15 protein-coding genes are annotated in these 15,738 nt (G+C 31.2%); 9 read left to right on the top strand and 6 right to left on the bottom strand.

The window, feature by feature from the left end; genetic code table 11:
* Window positions 1-33: 33 nt before the first annotated feature.
* From ABHQ57_RS03390 to ABHQ57_RS03375, 4 genes are all read left to right on the top strand, one after another.
* Window positions 34-2,364 (top strand): TonB-dependent receptor domain-containing protein, encoded by a 2,331-nt coding sequence (locus tag ABHQ57_RS03390; protein WP_389862306.1) that lies wholly within the window; start codon window positions 34-36, stop codon window positions 2,362-2,364.
* Window positions 2,365-2,499: 135 nt separating this feature from the next.
* Window positions 2,500-5,247 carry a TonB-dependent receptor gene (locus ABHQ57_RS03385; protein WP_167712838.1) on the top strand — a complete coding sequence of 916 codons (2,748 nt, stop codon included), beginning with the start codon at window positions 2,500-2,502 and terminating at the stop codon, window positions 5,245-5,247.
* Window positions 5,248-5,368: 121 nt separating this feature from the next.
* Window positions 5,369-7,321 carry a hypothetical protein gene (locus ABHQ57_RS03380; RefSeq protein ID WP_167712836.1) on the top strand — a complete coding sequence of 651 codons (1,953 nt, stop codon included), beginning with the start codon at window positions 5,369-5,371 and terminating at the stop codon, window positions 7,319-7,321.
* Between the two features lie 148 nt (window positions 7,322-7,469).
* The gene (locus tag ABHQ57_RS03375; RefSeq protein WP_167712834.1) at window positions 7,470-8,585 is read left to right on the top strand and encodes a thrombospondin type 3 repeat-containing protein; all 1,116 of its coding nucleotides are present in this window, start codon (window positions 7,470-7,472) and stop codon (window positions 8,583-8,585) included.
* Window positions 8,586-8,745: 160 nt separating this feature from the next.
* Here the strand turns inward: ABHQ57_RS03375 and ABHQ57_RS03370 are convergent, their stop codons facing one another.
* The 5 genes from ABHQ57_RS03370 to ABHQ57_RS03350 form a co-directional block, all read right to left on the bottom strand.
* Window positions 8,746-9,387: an O-methyltransferase gene (locus ABHQ57_RS03370; RefSeq protein WP_159488550.1), complete on the bottom strand. Its 642-nt coding sequence runs from the start codon at window positions 9,385-9,387 to the stop codon at window positions 8,746-8,748.
* 111 nt (window positions 9,388-9,498) lie between these two features.
* On the bottom strand, window positions 9,499-9,759 hold the full coding sequence (locus ABHQ57_RS03365; protein ID WP_047790690.1) for a hypothetical protein: 261 nt from the start codon (window positions 9,757-9,759) through the stop codon (window positions 9,499-9,501).
* A gap of 4 nt (window positions 9,760-9,763) precedes the next feature.
* Window positions 9,764-10,336, bottom strand: a complete 573-nt coding sequence (locus tag ABHQ57_RS03360; RefSeq protein WP_047790691.1) for a sigma-70 family RNA polymerase sigma factor — start codon at window positions 10,334-10,336, stop codon at window positions 9,764-9,766.
* 15 nt (window positions 10,337-10,351) lie between these two features.
* Window positions 10,352-11,272 carry a PD40 domain-containing protein gene (locus ABHQ57_RS03355; RefSeq protein ID WP_167712832.1) on the bottom strand — a complete coding sequence of 307 codons (921 nt, stop codon included), beginning with the start codon at window positions 11,270-11,272 and terminating at the stop codon, window positions 10,352-10,354.
* A gap of 4 nt (window positions 11,273-11,276) precedes the next feature.
* A complete protein-coding gene (locus tag ABHQ57_RS03350) occupies window positions 11,277-11,750 on the bottom strand; it encodes a nuclear transport factor 2 family protein (protein ID WP_167712830.1) in 474 nt (157 codons plus the stop codon).
* 169 nt (window positions 11,751-11,919) lie between these two features.
* Between ABHQ57_RS03350 and panB the strand changes: the two genes are divergently transcribed.
* Genes panB through ABHQ57_RS03325 form a run of 5 tightly spaced genes read left to right on the top strand, consistent with a single transcriptional unit; the run spans window position 11,920 to window position 14,923 of the window.
* Window positions 11,920-12,738, top strand: a complete 819-nt coding sequence (gene panB, locus ABHQ57_RS03345; protein WP_159488605.1) for a 3-methyl-2-oxobutanoate hydroxymethyltransferase — start codon at window positions 11,920-11,922, stop codon at window positions 12,736-12,738.
* Window positions 12,739-12,790: 52 nt separating this feature from the next.
* Window positions 12,791-13,729 carry a 2-hydroxyacid dehydrogenase gene (locus tag ABHQ57_RS03340; RefSeq protein WP_159488557.1) on the top strand — a complete coding sequence of 313 codons (939 nt, stop codon included), beginning with the start codon at window positions 12,791-12,793 and terminating at the stop codon, window positions 13,727-13,729.
* Between the two features lie 24 nt (window positions 13,730-13,753).
* Window positions 13,754-14,212 (top strand): DUF1801 domain-containing protein, encoded by a 459-nt coding sequence (locus ABHQ57_RS03335; protein ID WP_159488559.1) that lies wholly within the window; start codon window positions 13,754-13,756, stop codon window positions 14,210-14,212.
* 1 nt (window position 14,213) lies between these two features.
* On the top strand, window positions 14,214-14,606 hold the full coding sequence (locus tag ABHQ57_RS03330) for a VOC family protein (RefSeq protein WP_073182209.1): 393 nt from the start codon (window positions 14,214-14,216) through the stop codon (window positions 14,604-14,606).
* 35 nt (window positions 14,607-14,641) lie between these two features.
* Window positions 14,642-14,923 carry a TM2 domain-containing protein gene (locus tag ABHQ57_RS03325; protein ID WP_159488561.1) on the top strand — a complete coding sequence of 94 codons (282 nt, stop codon included), beginning with the start codon at window positions 14,642-14,644 and terminating at the stop codon, window positions 14,921-14,923.
* A gap of 34 nt (window positions 14,924-14,957) precedes the next feature.
* Here the strand turns inward: ABHQ57_RS03325 and ABHQ57_RS03320 are convergent, their stop codons facing one another.
* Complete coding sequence (locus ABHQ57_RS03320) at window positions 14,958-15,383, bottom strand: hypothetical protein (RefSeq protein WP_167712828.1); 426 nt, start codon at window positions 15,381-15,383, stop codon at window positions 14,958-14,960.
* Window positions 15,384-15,738: the final 355 nt, after the last annotated feature.

Below are 15,738 nucleotides of genomic sequence, written 5' to 3'. Positions count from 1 at the left end.
TTAAAAACTGTTTAACAGTAAACTATTTTCAACATGAAAAATCATATTACCTTAGTAATTATATTATTATCAACTATTGTAAGCGGACAAACAATTAAAGGGAAAGTCACTTCATCTTCAGGAGAAACTATACCTTTCGCTAATGTATTTATAAAGGGAACAGAAAACGGAACAACTACAGATGAATCTGGAAACTACACATTAAAAACAGCTAAAAACAAATTTGTTTTAGTTGCTTCATCTATTGGTTTTTTATCAGAAAGAAAGACTATTACAATAAACGCTAACGAAGAAAAAACTGTAAATTTCATACTGACTGAAACTGCAGAAATTCTAGATCAAGTTACTGTTACTGGAACACGTACTGATAAACGCAGAACTAACAGCCCAGTTATAGTTAATGTTATCAATAGCCAAACCTTATCAGATGTACAAGCTTGTAACTTATCTGAAGGGTTAAAATTCCAAACTGGTTTACGTGTAGAAACAGATTGCCAAACTTGTAACTATACCCAACTTCGTATGAATGGTTTAGCTGGCGGGTATTCACAAATTTTAATTAATGGTCGTCCTATTTTTAGTCCGTTAACTGGGTTATATGGTCTAGAGCAAGTACCTACTAATATGATTGAACGTATAGAAGTAGTCCGCGGTGGTGGCTCTGCCTTATATGGTTCAAGTGCCATAGGAGGAACTGTAAATGTAATTACAAAAATTCCGAAGAAAAATAATTACAGCATTGGTTATACTTATCAAAATATTAAAGGAGTTTCAGATCACATAATTGCTGGAAATGCTACAATAGTAAATGAAGACAGAAATGCTGGTGCTTCGTTTTTTATCAATAATAGAAAAAGAGACCTGTATGATGCTAATGGTGATAATTTTTCTGAATTACCTGAATTGAAAAATAATTCCTTTGGAACTAATTTATTCTTCCTTCCAACAGACAATCAAAAAATAGAGGTTAACTTTAGTAAAATGAATGAATATCGTTATGGTGGTGAAATGGTAGATAAAGCTCCTCATTTTGCGCTACAATCAGAAGAACGTGTGCATGATGTTTATGTAGGAAATATTGATTATCAAATTAATTTTAATGATGATAAAAGCTCTATAATTTCCTATTTAGCTACACAATATACCGATAGAGAACACTACACAGGAATTCGCCCTGACATAAACACTCCTGAAGACACAGAACATTTAGCTAAACCACCATATGGTAACTCTACGACAACGACTTTTCAAGGAGGTTTACAATTCAATCATAAATTAGAGAAATTTTTAGGTGGAAATAATGTACTGACTTTAGGTGGTGAGTTTGTACAAGATGATGTTTTTGATGTTATAGAAGCATACGAGTACAAAGTAGATCAATTAACTCAAAACTTCGGATTCTTTTTCCAAAGCGATTGGGAAATCAACAAGCAATTAAATTTACTAACAGGTATTCGCTACGACAACCATAAATTAAACGCTTTAAAGCAAGACGGAACTGAAAAAACTATTGTAAACAACGTAGCTAGTCCACGAGTGTCCCTATTATTCAAGCCTTTTAAAAACACACAAATCAGAGGAACTTGGGGAACTGGTTTTAGAGCTCCACAAGCTTTTGACACCGATTTACACATAGCTTTTGCTGGTGGTGGAATTTCTCGAGTATTATTAGCAGATGATTTAAAAAGAGAACGCTCTAACAGCTACACACTTTCATTCAACTACGACAAGCCTACTGAGCATTATATTTACGGATTTACTTTTGAGAGTTTTTACACTAACTTAAAAGATGCTTTTTATTTAGAATCTATTGGAGAAGATGAATTTGGTGAAGTATTTGAAAAAAGAAATGGTGATGGTGCCGTAGTAAAAGGAATCACTTTAGAAACACGTTTAAACTACGATGGAATTTTACAACTGGATGCAGGCTTTACCTATCAGTCAAGCCAATATAATTCAGCCATTAATAATTCAGACGAACTACCTTTAAAAAAAGAGTTTTTACGAACACCTAATACCTATGGATATGCTACTGCAACTTATACTCCCAATCAAAAATTTAAAACAGCTTTGAATTTAGTATATACTGGAAGTATGGAAGTACTACATTTGGCTTCTCCACAAAACCTTATAAAAGACGAGTACTTTAACTCTCCTTCTTTTTTTAATTTAGGGATTAACGCTAGCTATACTTTTAATTTAGAAAAACTTAACACGAACCTAGAACTTACTACTGGAATCAAAAATATTTTTGATGAATACCAGTCAAAATTTGATATAGGTAAAGAGCGTGACAGCAATTTCATTTACGGTCCTGCTACACCAAGAACTTTTGTTTTTGGTATAAAGTTTACAAACAATTAATACTTTGATAACATATCAAAAGCCAGTTAACATTAACTAAACATTCTAATAATACAAACGTAATTTACACCTAACATTAGCTTTACTATTTAACTTGAATTTTGCGGGATAAATAAACAGAATTCAAAGATTAGAATGAAAAAAATATTATTTATAGCTTTTTTAAGCTTATGTAATCTAGCATTTTCTCAAAGCAAAGGTACTGTTACTGGTACAGTTACTGACAAAGAAATGAGTGGAGAGGCGTTACCTTTTGCGAATGTCTTTATTAAAGGAACTTCTATCGGGGGGACAACCGATATGGACGGTAAGTACACACTTAGTGTGCCTGCTGGAAACCAAACCATTGTGTTTAGTTTCGTTGGTTATCAAACTATTGAAAAACAAATAGTAATAAAAGAAAACGAAACACTTACAGTAAACCAAGAATTAGGCGCTAATGAAGGGGTAGCATTAGACGAGGTTAAAATTAACGCAACTGTTAGTAGAGAAAAAGAAACTGCTTTACTATTAGAACAAAGAAAAGCTACAGTAATTAAAGAAAGTATTGGAGCCCAAGAACTATCTAAAAAAGGAGTTTCTGATGCTGCTGCTGCGACTACAAAAATTTCAGGTGTTAATAAAAGTGAAGGCTCAGGTGATATATACATTCGTGGTTTAGGTGACAGATATTTATCTACTACTATGAATGGATTACCAATTCCTTCAGACGACGTAAGTAATAAAAATGTTAATTTAAGTTTATTCAACACTAATGTTATACAAAACGTAGGTATTAGCAAAACATACTCAACTGGAGGTTATGCTGACCAAGCATCAGGAAATGTAGATATTGCTTCTAAAGAATACACAAAAGATATGTTTTCTATAGGTATCAGTGGAGGCGTTAACACAAATGCTATAGATGTTGATAACTTCAGAAGTACTATTATTAATGATGATGTAACTTTTGGATTTCACCAAAAGAAATTTGCTCTTCAAAACCAAATGACCCTACAAGGATGGGATACTAAAAAAGGAGAAACTCCAATTAATTATGGAATCTCATTATCAGGAGCCAAAAGATTCAACTTATTTAATAAAGAATGGAAAATATTAGCTTCTGCTTCACATTCTAAATCATCTGAATACAGAAATGGTTTATTTAGAGCTTATAGATCTAATGTATTAAACAACTCGTTTACTGACGTTGAAAACTTCATTGCTAAAACAAACTCGACTGGTTACATAAGAGTTGATTTAAAGTTAAACGATAATAATAAATTAAAATACAACACTTTATTTGTTAATAAAGGAGAAGATGGATTATATGAACAAGGTAGAAATGGAGAAGGATATGTGTTTGATCAAGACCCACAAGAAAATGGGGCTTTTGTAAGAGACCAAAACTTTAAACAAACAACTATGTTTGTTAACCAATTAATGGGGGAACACAAGTGGAATAAAAACAATGAATTAAATTGGGCTGCAGGTTATAATTTTGTTTTGGCAGAAGAGCCAAACCGTATTAGAAATGAAGTAAACATTTTAGATGTTAACTCTAGTCCATTAATTCAATTCGCTCACGTTGGAGATTACCAACAAAGAAAGTCTTCTCAAAAAATTGAAGATACTGAATATAATGCTTTTATTGAAAATCACTGGTCTTTAGGTAATGTTGCTGATGAATACGAAGAAAAGCCTTATAAGTTAAACTACGGATTAAACTTCCGTAAAAAAGAAAGATCTTTTAACTCTTTATTTATTGGATTTAGAGCAAAAGATTTTACAGCTCCTTCTGTTGATCAAATTTCAGAAACATTACAACAAGGAACGAACGCTGGTTTAATTTTAAGAGAACAACAACCAGATTTATACCAAGGTGAGTTGTTGGTTTTAGCTGCTTATACCAACTTTGACTTCAAATTTGACAACAAATTATCTGGTAATATCGGCTTGCGTTTTGAGAGAGATGAAATTGACATGGCTTGGAATGTAGCTAACCGTCCTGGTAGATTTGGATCAACTAATAGAGTTTACGAAAGCTTATACCCAAGTGTAAACTTAAAATATGAATTAAACGACAGAAACTTTATCCGTTTTGCATCAAGTGTAACTCAAACGTTACCTGAATTTAAAGAATTGTCTCCTTTCGAATACGTTTCTCCAACTGGTCGTGTTATTGGGGGTAACGAAGATTTAGAAAAATCTGACGTATATAATGTTGATTTAAAATGGGAGTTTTTCCCTAGCAGAAGCCAATTAGTTTCAGCTACCGCTTTTTACAAACAAATCAACAACCCTATAAACTTAACACAAGATCAAGGTTCATCAGGTTACTTTAAATTCTTCAATACAGGTGAGCAAGCTGATATTATAGGTTTCGAAATTGAAGGTAGATTAGATCTTTTAAAGAATGAAGACGAAGAAACCGTATTAAATGCTACGGCTAACTTAACTAAGATGTGGTTTAATCAAGATTTATCTCCTAGATACCAATTTAAAGGAAAATCTGAATCTGAATTACAAGGAGCTTCAGACTTTATTGTTAATGGTTCTTTAAGTTATTCTAACAACAAAGAAAATGAATTTATCGCTACTTTAACAGGTAACTACGCTTCTGATAAGATTTATGCATTGGGTGCTCCTGAAGATTTTGACAATAGCGCTACTCTATATAATGATGAGATTATTGAAAAAGGTTTTGTAACTCTAGACCTTGTATTAAGCAAGCAAATTTTTAAAGGATTTACTGCAAAGTTAGTTGGTAAAAACTTATTAGATCCAAAAATTGAACAAACTCAATTAGTTCGTGATTTAAACACTTTAATTGAAACTAATGAAACTGTGCTGTCTTACAAAAAGGGAAGACAAGTTTCTCTGAGCTTAAATTACACATTTTAAGCTTCATTAACCTTAAATTAATATTCATTGCTTTATATAACAATCAATTAATATTCAGTTAAAAGAAACAAAAAATACAGGCTCTTAATTTGCAGAATAAAATTAAACTAAAGAAGTCAAAATGAAAAGATCATTCAAATTATTAAGTATAGCAGCTCTTTCTGCTGCAACTTTAACTTTTACAAGTTGTGGTAGTGACGACCCAGCTATTTTACCTCCAGATGTTTCTGATGTTGTAGAAAAATTACAAAACGGAATCATGAGTGGTGAACTTTCAGAAGATTATACATTATCAAACGCCTCTTATTCTTTAACTAGCTCTTTCGTTATTAAAGACGGGGCTACATTAACTATTCCTGCAGGAACTAGTATTGTTGCAGATGCTAAAGGTACAGATGTTTATATTGCTGTTTTACAAGGTGGAAAAATTAACATTAACGGAACTAACAGCAACCCAGTAGTTATGAGTTCTAGTGATGGTAAACCAGGTGACTGGGGTGGTTTAACTATTTGTGGTAAAGCTACCACTACTGCAGGTACAAATGTTACTGCTGAAGTTGGTGGATTTATTTATGGTGGTACTCAAGATGATGATAACTCAGGAGTTATCAAAAACTTAGTAATTAAAGGTACTGGTGCACAAATTAACACTGAATCTCAATACAATGGAGTTTCTTTCTATTCAGTAGGTTCTGGAACTACAGTTGAAAACATTGCTGTATTTGATGGAGCTGATGATGGAGTTGAATTCTTTGGAGGAACTGTTTCTGCTAAAAATATATATTTAGAAAACTTAGAAGATGATGCTATTGACTGGACTGAAGGATGGAATGGTACAGTTGAAAACTCTTATGTAGTAAATACAAAAGCTGGTTTCTCAACTGTTGTAGAGGCTGACAAAGACAACAAAAACCCTAAGTTAGTTAACTTAACAGCTAAATCAATTGTTGGTGGTACTGCTTTACAATTTAAAAAGCAATCTGGTGCTACTATTACAAACTTATTCTTAGAAGGATATGATGACAATATCGATATGAAAGACGGTGGCCCTTTAGCAAACGTTATTATCGAAGGAGAAGCTGCAAAATTAGATACTGAATACAAAGCAGGAACTAAAGTTGATATCTCTAGCTGGTCATTTATCAATGGTGAAATTGTTGAAATTACTCCTTTAGTAGGTGAAGTTACAGGAAACGTAACATTAACTTCTGATAAGACTTATAACTTAACTGGATCTTATATCGTAAAAGACGGAGCTACGTTAAATATTGAAGCGGGTACAAAAATTATTGTTGATCCAAAAGGAACTGATGTATATATAGCTGTTTTACAAGGTGGAAAAATCAACATTAATGGAACTGTTGATGCTCCTGTAGTAATGGCTTCTGCTGCTGGAAAACCAGGAGATTGGGGTGGTTTAACTATTTGTGGTAAAGCAACAACTTCTGCAGGTACAGATGTTACAGCTGAAGTTGGAGGGTTTATCTACGGTGGTACTCAAGATGACGATAACTCTGGAGTTATTAAAAACTTAGTAATTAAAGGTACTGGTGCTCAAATTAACACTGAATCTCAATATAACGGAGTTTCTTTCTACTCAGTAGGGTCTGGAACTGTTGTTGAAAATATCGCTGTAATTAACGGTGCTGATGATGGAGTTGAATTTTTTGGAGGAACTGTTTCTGCAACTAACCTATACTTAGAAAATAATGAAGATGATTCTGTAGATTGGACAGAAGGATGGAACGGAAAAGTAACGAATACTTACATTTCTCACACTATTGCCGGTTTCTCAACTGCTTTTGAAGGAGATAAAGTAAACAACAATCCTCAGTTTGAAAACTTAACAGCTATTTCAACTGTTGGTGGTACCGCTCTACAGTTTAAAAAGACATCAGGAGCTACTATTACTAATATTTGGTTAGAAGGATATGACAAAAATATTGACATGAAAGATGGTGGTCCTTTAGCTAACGTTGTAATTGACGGAGAAGCTGCCTCTACTACAGCTGATTATAAAACAGGAACTAAAGTTGATGTTTCAACTTGGTCATGGAAAGAAGCTGGATTATAATAGCTTACCTAGTATATCATTTATTAAAAACCGAGCAATTTGCTCGGTTTTTTATTTCTATTTATTTACTTTTTGATAATCCCAGGTTAACTTATGAATAAGAAAAAAACTTGATTTTTATAATGATTAATTATAAAATATAAAAACTATGAAAAAAATTACATTATTATTTTTATTCACTATTCCTTTATTCTGTTTTGGTCAATCATACAAATACCACAGAGTTAAAGATTTAGGAAACTCAATTTCTGTTGCAACTGAATCATTTTGTAATGATCTAGGTTCGAAACACCATAAACTAAATATATATTTAGTTTCTAAATTAGAAATAAATGAAGTTTACTATTTTCAAGATGTAGATGGTCAAAATTTTTATGGAAAAATAATACAGGCTGAGGATAGTTCAGATCAAGATGCTGATGAGTTCATAAATGAGAGCAATGTTAGTGATATAATAGATATTACTTGTAATACAGACACCGATGGAGATGGAATAAATGATACTGAAGACAACTGTCCTAACACTTCAAATGCAAATCAAAATGATATGGATAATGATGGAATTGGTGATGCATGCGACTCACAAGACAATAGAGACTCAGATGGTGATGGGGTACAAAACTGGCAAGACAACTGCCCTAACCAAGCAGGTCCTTCTTCTAACAATGGATGTCCTGTTGGTGACCCTGATTTTGTTGTCGCTAGTATGTCTATCAATGCAGGAGGAACCTATACGAGTACAGACACATCTGGAGCATTAACTCTAAGAACCAACCAAAACCATAAATTCTGTGTTAATATTAAAAACATAGGAGCTGCAACCGGTACAATTAATAATACAGCTTTAATTCTAACAAACAGCTCGAGCTTGAACAGTTCAAGTATTGTAGCTAACCTTCCTTATCCTAGCTCTTCGTTAAGCATAGCTCCAAACCAAACTAAAGAGATGTGCTCAGAAATATATATATGGGATAATTACTTAGGATATAACCTTTCAAGCTTTAATTATTTACATGCTATAGCAGATTACCATGGAAATACGTCTGAATCTAATGAGAGTAACAATCAGGCTTACGCTAGCGTTAACTCCTCTTCTTCTAAAACATCTACTCAGTTGACTATCCATGATGTAAACGGGAATAAGGTTAAAGAAACTACTATCAACAATAAAACAGAAGAAACTGATGTTATTAAAAGCCTATCCGAAGGTTTCTATTTTATTGATAAAGACGGTAAAAAAAGTAAAATTTATAAAAAGAATTAATATCCTTTCTTTAAATAAAAAAAACCGAGCAAATTGCTCGGTTTTTTTTGTTTATTCTTTTACATCGGAAAGTTTATATAAAAACCTTCTAGCTTTTTAATTCTTTTGGTGGGGTTATTACATCAAATGTACTTGAGCTATATTCCTTATCAACTATGTTTTAAACAATTCTACTAATAGTTAACCCATCTCTTATAGGCAGTAATACAGTTTCTAAACGACTATCTTCATTTAAAAGTCTATTATACTCTAAAAGAACTTTAGTGTCTATATCTTTAGGATTTAACTTCTCAACTACTTTTCCGCTCCAAAGTACATTATCAGATAAAATAACACCTCCTTTATTCATTTTTTCAATAATCAAGCGAAAATAGTTTACATAGTTAGATTTATCTGCATCGATAAATACTAAATCAAATTTGGAATCTATAGTTGGAATTATATCTAAAGCATTACCAACATATTGAGTTATTTGGTTTTTATGGTCAGATTGCTGAAAGTATTTATGTTGGAGCTCCTCTAACTCTTCATTTTTATCAATCGTATGAATCATTCCATCTTTTGAAAGTCCTTCAGCCAAGCATAAAGCAGAATACCCTGTGTATGTACCAATCTCTAAAATTGATTTAGGTTGAATTAATTTTGAAATCATAGATAAAACTCTTCCTTGAAAAGCTCCACTTAACATGCGAGGATTTAAAACCTTTTGCCAAGTTTCTCTACTTAGTTCTTGTAGTATTTTTGGTTCTGCTTGAGAATGTTTAACAACATAATTATCTAATTCTTCGGGTAAAAAGTTCATGTAGGTTGTTTTTAATGGGCAAAATTAAAAAAACGGAATTTATCACTATAATAAATTCCGTTTCAATCTAACAAAAAATCAAAAAATGGTTCTTTAAAAAACCAAAATTGTCTAATTAAATTTACTTAACTGTTCTTTTAATTTTTCTTTGTCTTTACTTGATAAACAAGCGGTATGTTTTTTACAATCTTCTGATTTTAACTTGAAGATATCAGACATTTTTCTATTTTGTTTTGTATACAAGGCACAAATCTTACAAGTTAATAAATGCCAAGTAAGTTGCATTCTTTCATATATAGAAGCTTCTCCATATTGACTTTTGTCACAAATGGTAGTAGCTTCATCACATGTAATTTTTAAAAATTTAAACATTTTTTTACTTATTAAACCAGTTCTTTTCCATACAGCTTCTTAACTGTGTTCTTGCTCTATGTATTATAACCCATAAATTGGACGGAGAAATATCTAACTCCTTACAAATATCTTCAGTTTCAAATTGTTGAATTGTTTTCATTTTAAAAACCATGGCATATTTTTCAGGAAGGCCATCAATACATTTATCTAATTGATTTTTTAACTCTTCATTTTCAATATTCCTATCAGCATCATTATCCCATGTTTGTGGTACTCGCTCCTCAATCCAGTTTCCTTCATTTTCTCCACTATCATAAAAACTCATTCTAACTTCAGCTTGTCCTTTTTTAGAATTTATTTTTCGATAATAATCGATTATTTTTCTCTTTAAGATTGAAACTAGCCATGTTCGTTCTGTAGACTTTCCTTCAAAGTTTTTAGCAGATTTTAATCCTGCAAAAAAAGTTTCTTGCACTAAATCTTTAGCTATGTTTGAATTATTTACACGAACAACAGCATAATTGAATAAATAATCTGCATAGTTGTCTACCCATTTATCAGGAGATAAAGTATTTGAAGGATTTGTTAGATTCATTAAATCAAAGATAAGTTATTTTTTGTGGAAATAAGTAACATAAATTCTACTTAGTCCATTAGGAGTATTTTTAATAAAATTAATTATTTCATCTAAACTTTTCTTTTTACTTAACTTATTTGAAATTTTACTTTTATTTGTTGTATAATAAATTTTATTACTTGAAAGGTCTACAAAAGGGCAGTAATCTAATTTGTTAGAGTTAATATTTGTTAAATGCCTAGAAGCTAACCATTCGTTATTTCTTCCTTTTTTACTTATGTATAGGTCACCTCTACCTAAATCATCTTTTCTTCCATACGAAGTGAAAATGATAAAACTTTCATCTGGAGCAACAAAGGCATTAAACTCGTATTTTTCAGAATTTACTCCAGGACCAAGAGAAACAGGTTTGGAGTAAACACCATTAATAAGTCTACTTACATAAATATCTTCTTTACCTTTAGAGTTTTCATATTCTGCAGTAAAAAATAGGTCTCCTTTTTTTGTCACTGACGGATAAAATTCATCCGCAGGAGTATTAACTGGCGACCCAATATTTATAGGCTTAGACCAATCATGAGAAAAAGACTCACGTGTTACATACCAAATATCCATGTCTTTCTTTACCTCACCAGAGGTATTATTCTTTCTGTTAGAAGCAAAGAAAAGCTTCAATCCGTCAGGAGACAAAAAGGGCTCTAAGTCTTTATGCCTACCAGAAAAGTTAACAACTCCAGGTTTCTGCCATTTTCCATTTACTTTTTTTGAAAAAGCTATAAACGAATATTCTTTCAAGTAGCTTTCAACAGTGAAATAAAATTCATCTTGATTTTTGCTTATTGAAAAATCTCTGACGTTTGGTAAATCACTAAATAACTCTGGATGAAATAATTCAGGTTCTTGAGCAAAACTAAAGCAAGAAACAAATAAAAAAAGAAATCCAATTTTTTTCATAAAACTATTGTTTAAGGGCTTTACAATTGTTTCTACGTCTCATATCAACTAAGTATATAATCTCCCATTTTCCATTATTATTAAAAAGTTGGAAAGAATTTGCTCCACAATGACTAAACTTATCATTTAGGTAAAATTCGTATAGAGTCCATACAGAAGCTAAATTACCATCCACTTTAATATCCCATGATACTAATCTTTCTAAATAAGTATGTTCTGGTTTTTTATTAGCAATATTAGCAAGCAGTTTAGATTTACTTTCTGTAACTAAAACTTTTTTACCTTCCTTATTAGTAAAAGTAGTTTGAATGTTAATTGTAGAATTAAGAGTTGAGCTTACTAATGTACTATCACCTTTATGAAGTCCTTCAAAAAAAGTTTCAATAGTTTTTTTAATGACTTTTTTTTCTGAGCTTTCTTGTGCACTTATCACAGTTGTAAGAGCAAAAACAATTAATAAAGTAAAAACCTTTTGCACGTTAGTTTGATTTAGTTAGGTAAAGCTATTAAAAAAATAAAAGGCTAAAATTTAATTAACAGAAGATTAACGGCATTAAAAAAAGTAAATTAAAGAGATTATGAAAATATAATAAATAAAACAAGTGAATAATAATTATGTATTTTTACAATCCATAAAAAAAAAAGAAATGTCAGTAGCAAAAAAACAATATAAAAGAATTACCACTAAATCTCTTGTTGAGATGAAAGCAAATGGAGAAAAAATCTCAATGCTTACGGCTTACGATTATACTATGGCAAAAATTGTTGATGGTGCAGGAATAGACGTAATCTTAGTGGGAGATTCAGCATCAAATGTAATGGCTGGTCATGAAACTACATTGCCTATTACATTAGATCAAATGATATATCATGCAAGCTCTGTAGTAAGAGGAATAGATCGTTGTTTAGTAGTGGTTGACTTGCCTTTTGGAAGTTACCAATCAGATCCTAAAGAAGCATTACGTTCGGCTATTCGAATTATGAAAGAAAGTGGAGCACACTCAATAAAACTAGAAGGAGGAAAAGAAATAAAAGACTCTATTAAACGAATTTTAAATGCAGGTATTCCTGTAATGGGGCACTTAGGGTTAACACCTCAATCTATTTATAAGTTCGGAACTTATACAGTAAGAGCAAAAGAAGAAGCTGAGGCAGAAAAGTTAATGACAGATGCTTTAATGTTGGAAAGATTAGGTTGTTTTGCTATTGTATTAGAAAAAGTTCCTGCTAAGTTAGCACAAAAAGTTGCTGAAGCTTTAACAATTCCAGTTATAGGAATTGGAGCAGGTGCAGGTGTAGATGGACAAGTATTAGTAACTCACGATATGTTAGGAATGACACATGAGTTTAATCCTCGTTTCTTACGTAGGTACTTAGATTTATATACAGGAATGACAAATGCATTTGAACAGTACATTACAGATGTTAAAAGTCAAGACTTTCCAAACGAAGAAGAACAGTATTAATGTAAAAGTCTTCCTTTTGGGAGACTTTTTTGTTTAAGATTATATTTTTAAAATGAAAATACTTCATTTAGACACTAATCACTCTCTGTTAATAAATAAACTAAAGAATTTAGGTTTTGAAAACTATGAAGATTATATCTCTTCAAAATCAGAAATTGAAGCTAAAATTCATTTGTATGATGGAGTTATTATTCGTAGTCGATTTACCATTGATAAACAATTTTTAGATAAAGCAACAAGCCTTAAATTTATAGGACGAGTAGGAGCTGGATTAGAAAACATTGATTGTGATTATGCTGAAAAGAAAGGAGTACACTTAATATCAGCACCAGAAGGAAATCGAAATGCAGTAGGAGAGCATACGTTAGGAATGTTACTTTCTTTGTTTAACAAGCTTAATAAAGCAGATAAAGAGGTACGAGAAGGTAAATGGTTACGAGAAGAAAATAGAGGTGTAGAATTGGATGGAAAAACTGTTGGAATCATCGGTTATGGTAATATGGGGAAAGCCTTTGCTAAAAAACTCCGTGGTTTCGATGTGGAAGTAATATGTTACGATATTAAGCCGAATGTTGGTGATAATAATTGTAAACAAGTTTCTTTAGAAGAACTTCAAAAAAGAACTGATGTTTTAAGTTTACATACTCCACAAACAGAATTAACGATGAATATGGTTAATTCAGACTTTATTAATGGTTTTTCAAAACCATTTTGGTTGTTAAATACTGCCAGAGGAAAATCAGTAGTAACAAAAGATTTAGTAGTCGCTTTACAATCAGGAAAAGTTTTAGGAGCAGGATTGGATGTATTAGAGTATGAAAAAAAATCGTTTGAAAACCTATTTACAAACCAAGAAATGCCCGAGGCATTTCAGTATTTAATAAAAGCAGAAAATGTGTTGCTTTCTCCTCATGTTGCTGGTTGGACCATAGAAAGTAAAGAAAAGTTAGCGCAGACTATTGTAGATAAAATTAAAGAAAAATTTTGTTAACTTGATACTTCAAAATCATGTAACATGAAATATGAAGCAGCTACAGTAGAAGAATATATTTCTCAAGTCCCAGAAGAACGACAAGAAGTTTTACAAAAGCTTCGTAAGCTTATTAAGGAAAACCTACCTAAAGGATTTGAAGAAGGAATCAATTATAATATGATTGGGTATTATGTTCCACATTCAAAATATCCCGATGGTTATCATTGTAATCCAAAATTACCACTTCCTTTTATGAATTTAGCTTCACAAAAAAACTCAATAAATCTATATCATAGCGGAATTTATGCTAAAAAAGAGTTATACGATTGGTTTGTGACAGAATATCCTAAGTATTCAAAAAGGAAATTAGATATGGGAAAAAGTTGTATTCGTTTTAAAAAGCTGGATGATATTCCGTATAAATTAATTACTAAATTATGTACAAAAATGACTGTAGATGAATGGATTTCTATCTACGAATCAGTTGTAAAAAAGAAATAAAATGAAGAAAAAAGGTAAAGTAATAGGAATAGGAGGAGTTTTTTTTAAAACAGAAGACCCGAAAGCAACGAAAGATTGGTATAAAAACAACTTAGGTTTTAACACAGATGACTGGGGTTGTACGTTTTGGTGGAAGGATAACGAAGGTAAGAAGGCATCAACACAATGGAGTCCGTTTGCGAATGATACAAACTATTTTGAACCGTCTAAAAAAGATTTTATGTTCAATTACCGAGTAGAAAACTTAGTGGAGTTGTTAGAAGAGTTAAAAGAAAAAGGAATTACAGTGATGGATAAAATAGAGGAGTATGATTATGGTAAGTTTGGATGGGTTGTAGATTTAGATGGAAATAAAATTGAATTATGGGAGCCAAAAGACGAAGCTTTTTTATAAATTTAGCACCGTCTAATAAATAAAAAAATAAAAAAATGGATGTAATTGATGAAAACGGGAATACTGTTCCTAATCAAGAAAGTAAACGTGTATTAGCTGGTATTTTAGGAATAATCATAGGGGTATTTGGAATTCACAAATTTGTGTTAGGATATACAAAAGAAGGAATAATAATGCTATTGGTAACTGTGTTAACTTGTGGTTTTGGTGGCTTTGTAAGTAGTATTATTGGTTTAATTGAAGGAATTATTTATCTAACAAAATCAGATGAAGAATTTGTTGAAACCTATCAAGTAAATAAGAAAGGATGGTTCTAATCATCATATAAAAAAGCGCCTTGAGGCGCTTTTTTTATTTCAATTCAGAAAGGTTGTATAAAAAACCTTCCAGCTTTTTTAATTCTTTTGGTGGGTTACCTGCATCAAATGTACTTGACCTATATTCCTTATTAGCTATTTTAATAGTAAACTTCGCATGCAAAGCTGCGTCTGTTATTCTTTTTTCACTTGGTGCTTGTAAATCGCTTATTTGTTCTAAATTCAACTCATTTACTATAGTGTTTAATTCTTCTAATTGTTCTTTAGTTACTTTTTTACTCCCTTCTTTTTGATTTATTTTGTACGATAAGTTATTTCCTTCGATAGTTAACTGCACTATACTTCCTCTTGTTTGAGCTTCATAAGCTATTTTATCAAACTCTTTTATTTTATTTTGTGCTGCAGCACAGTTCATCATTAATAAAAATACTACAGGAGTTATTATTTTTAGGTATTTCATCTATTCTTACTTTCTAGTTAATCATAATAAAAAGACGCTCTTTTAAATAAAGAACGTCTTAATATATGAATTTCGTATTAAAATAAATTAGTCTGCTATAGTAGACTCTAAATTCTACTGTAACAAATACTACACACCTATTCTAGTTTTTTGATCTTCTGTAAACATGTATATACAAGTATCATTAAAATAATAATCCACAAAGGGTTTATAACCTTTGCAAACATTTTAAAAACATTAATTATGAATAATAATTAACACTTTAAAAACAACTAGTGATAAACAAGTAAAATATCTGCTTAAATACTAAATATAAAAAAGACACCTAAATTAGGTGTCTTTTTATACTATATTA

This window comes from Tenacibaculum sp. ZH5_bin.1, from assembly GCF_042865525.1.
GTDB lineage: Bacteria > Bacteroidota > Bacteroidia > Flavobacteriales > Flavobacteriaceae > Polaribacter > Polaribacter mesophilus.
The sequence above is the reverse complement of the archived record's forward strand: the minus strand, read 5'-3'. Positions and strand labels throughout refer to the sequence as shown.

What these genes read in the sequence shown, in the direction of transcription:
- ABHQ57_RS03390 (WP_389862306.1), top strand. Translation starts at nt 34, where the DNA reads ATGAAAAATCATATTACCTTAGTAATTATATTATTATCAACTATTGTA.
- ABHQ57_RS03385 (WP_167712838.1), top strand. Translation starts at nt 2,500, where the DNA reads ATGAAAAAAATATTATTTATAGCTTTTTTAAGCTTATGTAATCTAGCA.
- ABHQ57_RS03380 (WP_167712836.1), top strand. Translation starts at nt 5,369, where the DNA reads ATGAAAAGATCATTCAAATTATTAAGTATAGCAGCTCTTTCTGCTGCA.
- ABHQ57_RS03375 (WP_167712834.1), top strand. Translation starts at nt 7,470, where the DNA reads ATGAAAAAAATTACATTATTATTTTTATTCACTATTCCTTTATTCTGT.
- ABHQ57_RS03370 (WP_159488550.1), bottom strand. Translation starts at nt 9,387, where the DNA reads ATGAACTTTTTACCCGAAGAATTAGATAATTATGTTGTTAAACATTCT.
- ABHQ57_RS03365 (WP_047790690.1), bottom strand. Translation starts at nt 9,759, where the DNA reads ATGTTTAAATTTTTAAAAATTACATGTGATGAAGCTACTACCATTTGT.
- ABHQ57_RS03360 (WP_047790691.1), bottom strand. Translation starts at nt 10,336, where the DNA reads ATGAATCTAACAAATCCTTCAAATACTTTATCTCCTGATAAATGGGTA.
- ABHQ57_RS03355 (WP_167712832.1), bottom strand. Translation starts at nt 11,272, where the DNA reads ATGAAAAAAATTGGATTTCTTTTTTTATTTGTTTCTTGCTTTAGTTTT.
- panB (WP_159488605.1), top strand. Translation starts at nt 11,920, where the DNA reads ATGTCAGTAGCAAAAAAACAATATAAAAGAATTACCACTAAATCTCTT.
- ABHQ57_RS03340 (WP_159488557.1), top strand. Translation starts at nt 12,791, where the DNA reads ATGAAAATACTTCATTTAGACACTAATCACTCTCTGTTAATAAATAAA.
- ABHQ57_RS03335 (WP_159488559.1), top strand. Translation starts at nt 13,754, where the DNA reads ATGAAATATGAAGCAGCTACAGTAGAAGAATATATTTCTCAAGTCCCA.
- ABHQ57_RS03330 (WP_073182209.1), top strand. Translation starts at nt 14,214, where the DNA reads ATGAAGAAAAAAGGTAAAGTAATAGGAATAGGAGGAGTTTTTTTTAAA.
- ABHQ57_RS03325 (WP_159488561.1), top strand. Translation starts at nt 14,642, where the DNA reads ATGGATGTAATTGATGAAAACGGGAATACTGTTCCTAATCAAGAAAGT.
- ABHQ57_RS03320 (WP_167712828.1), bottom strand. Translation starts at nt 15,383, where the DNA reads ATGAAATACCTAAAAATAATAACTCCTGTAGTATTTTTATTAATGATG.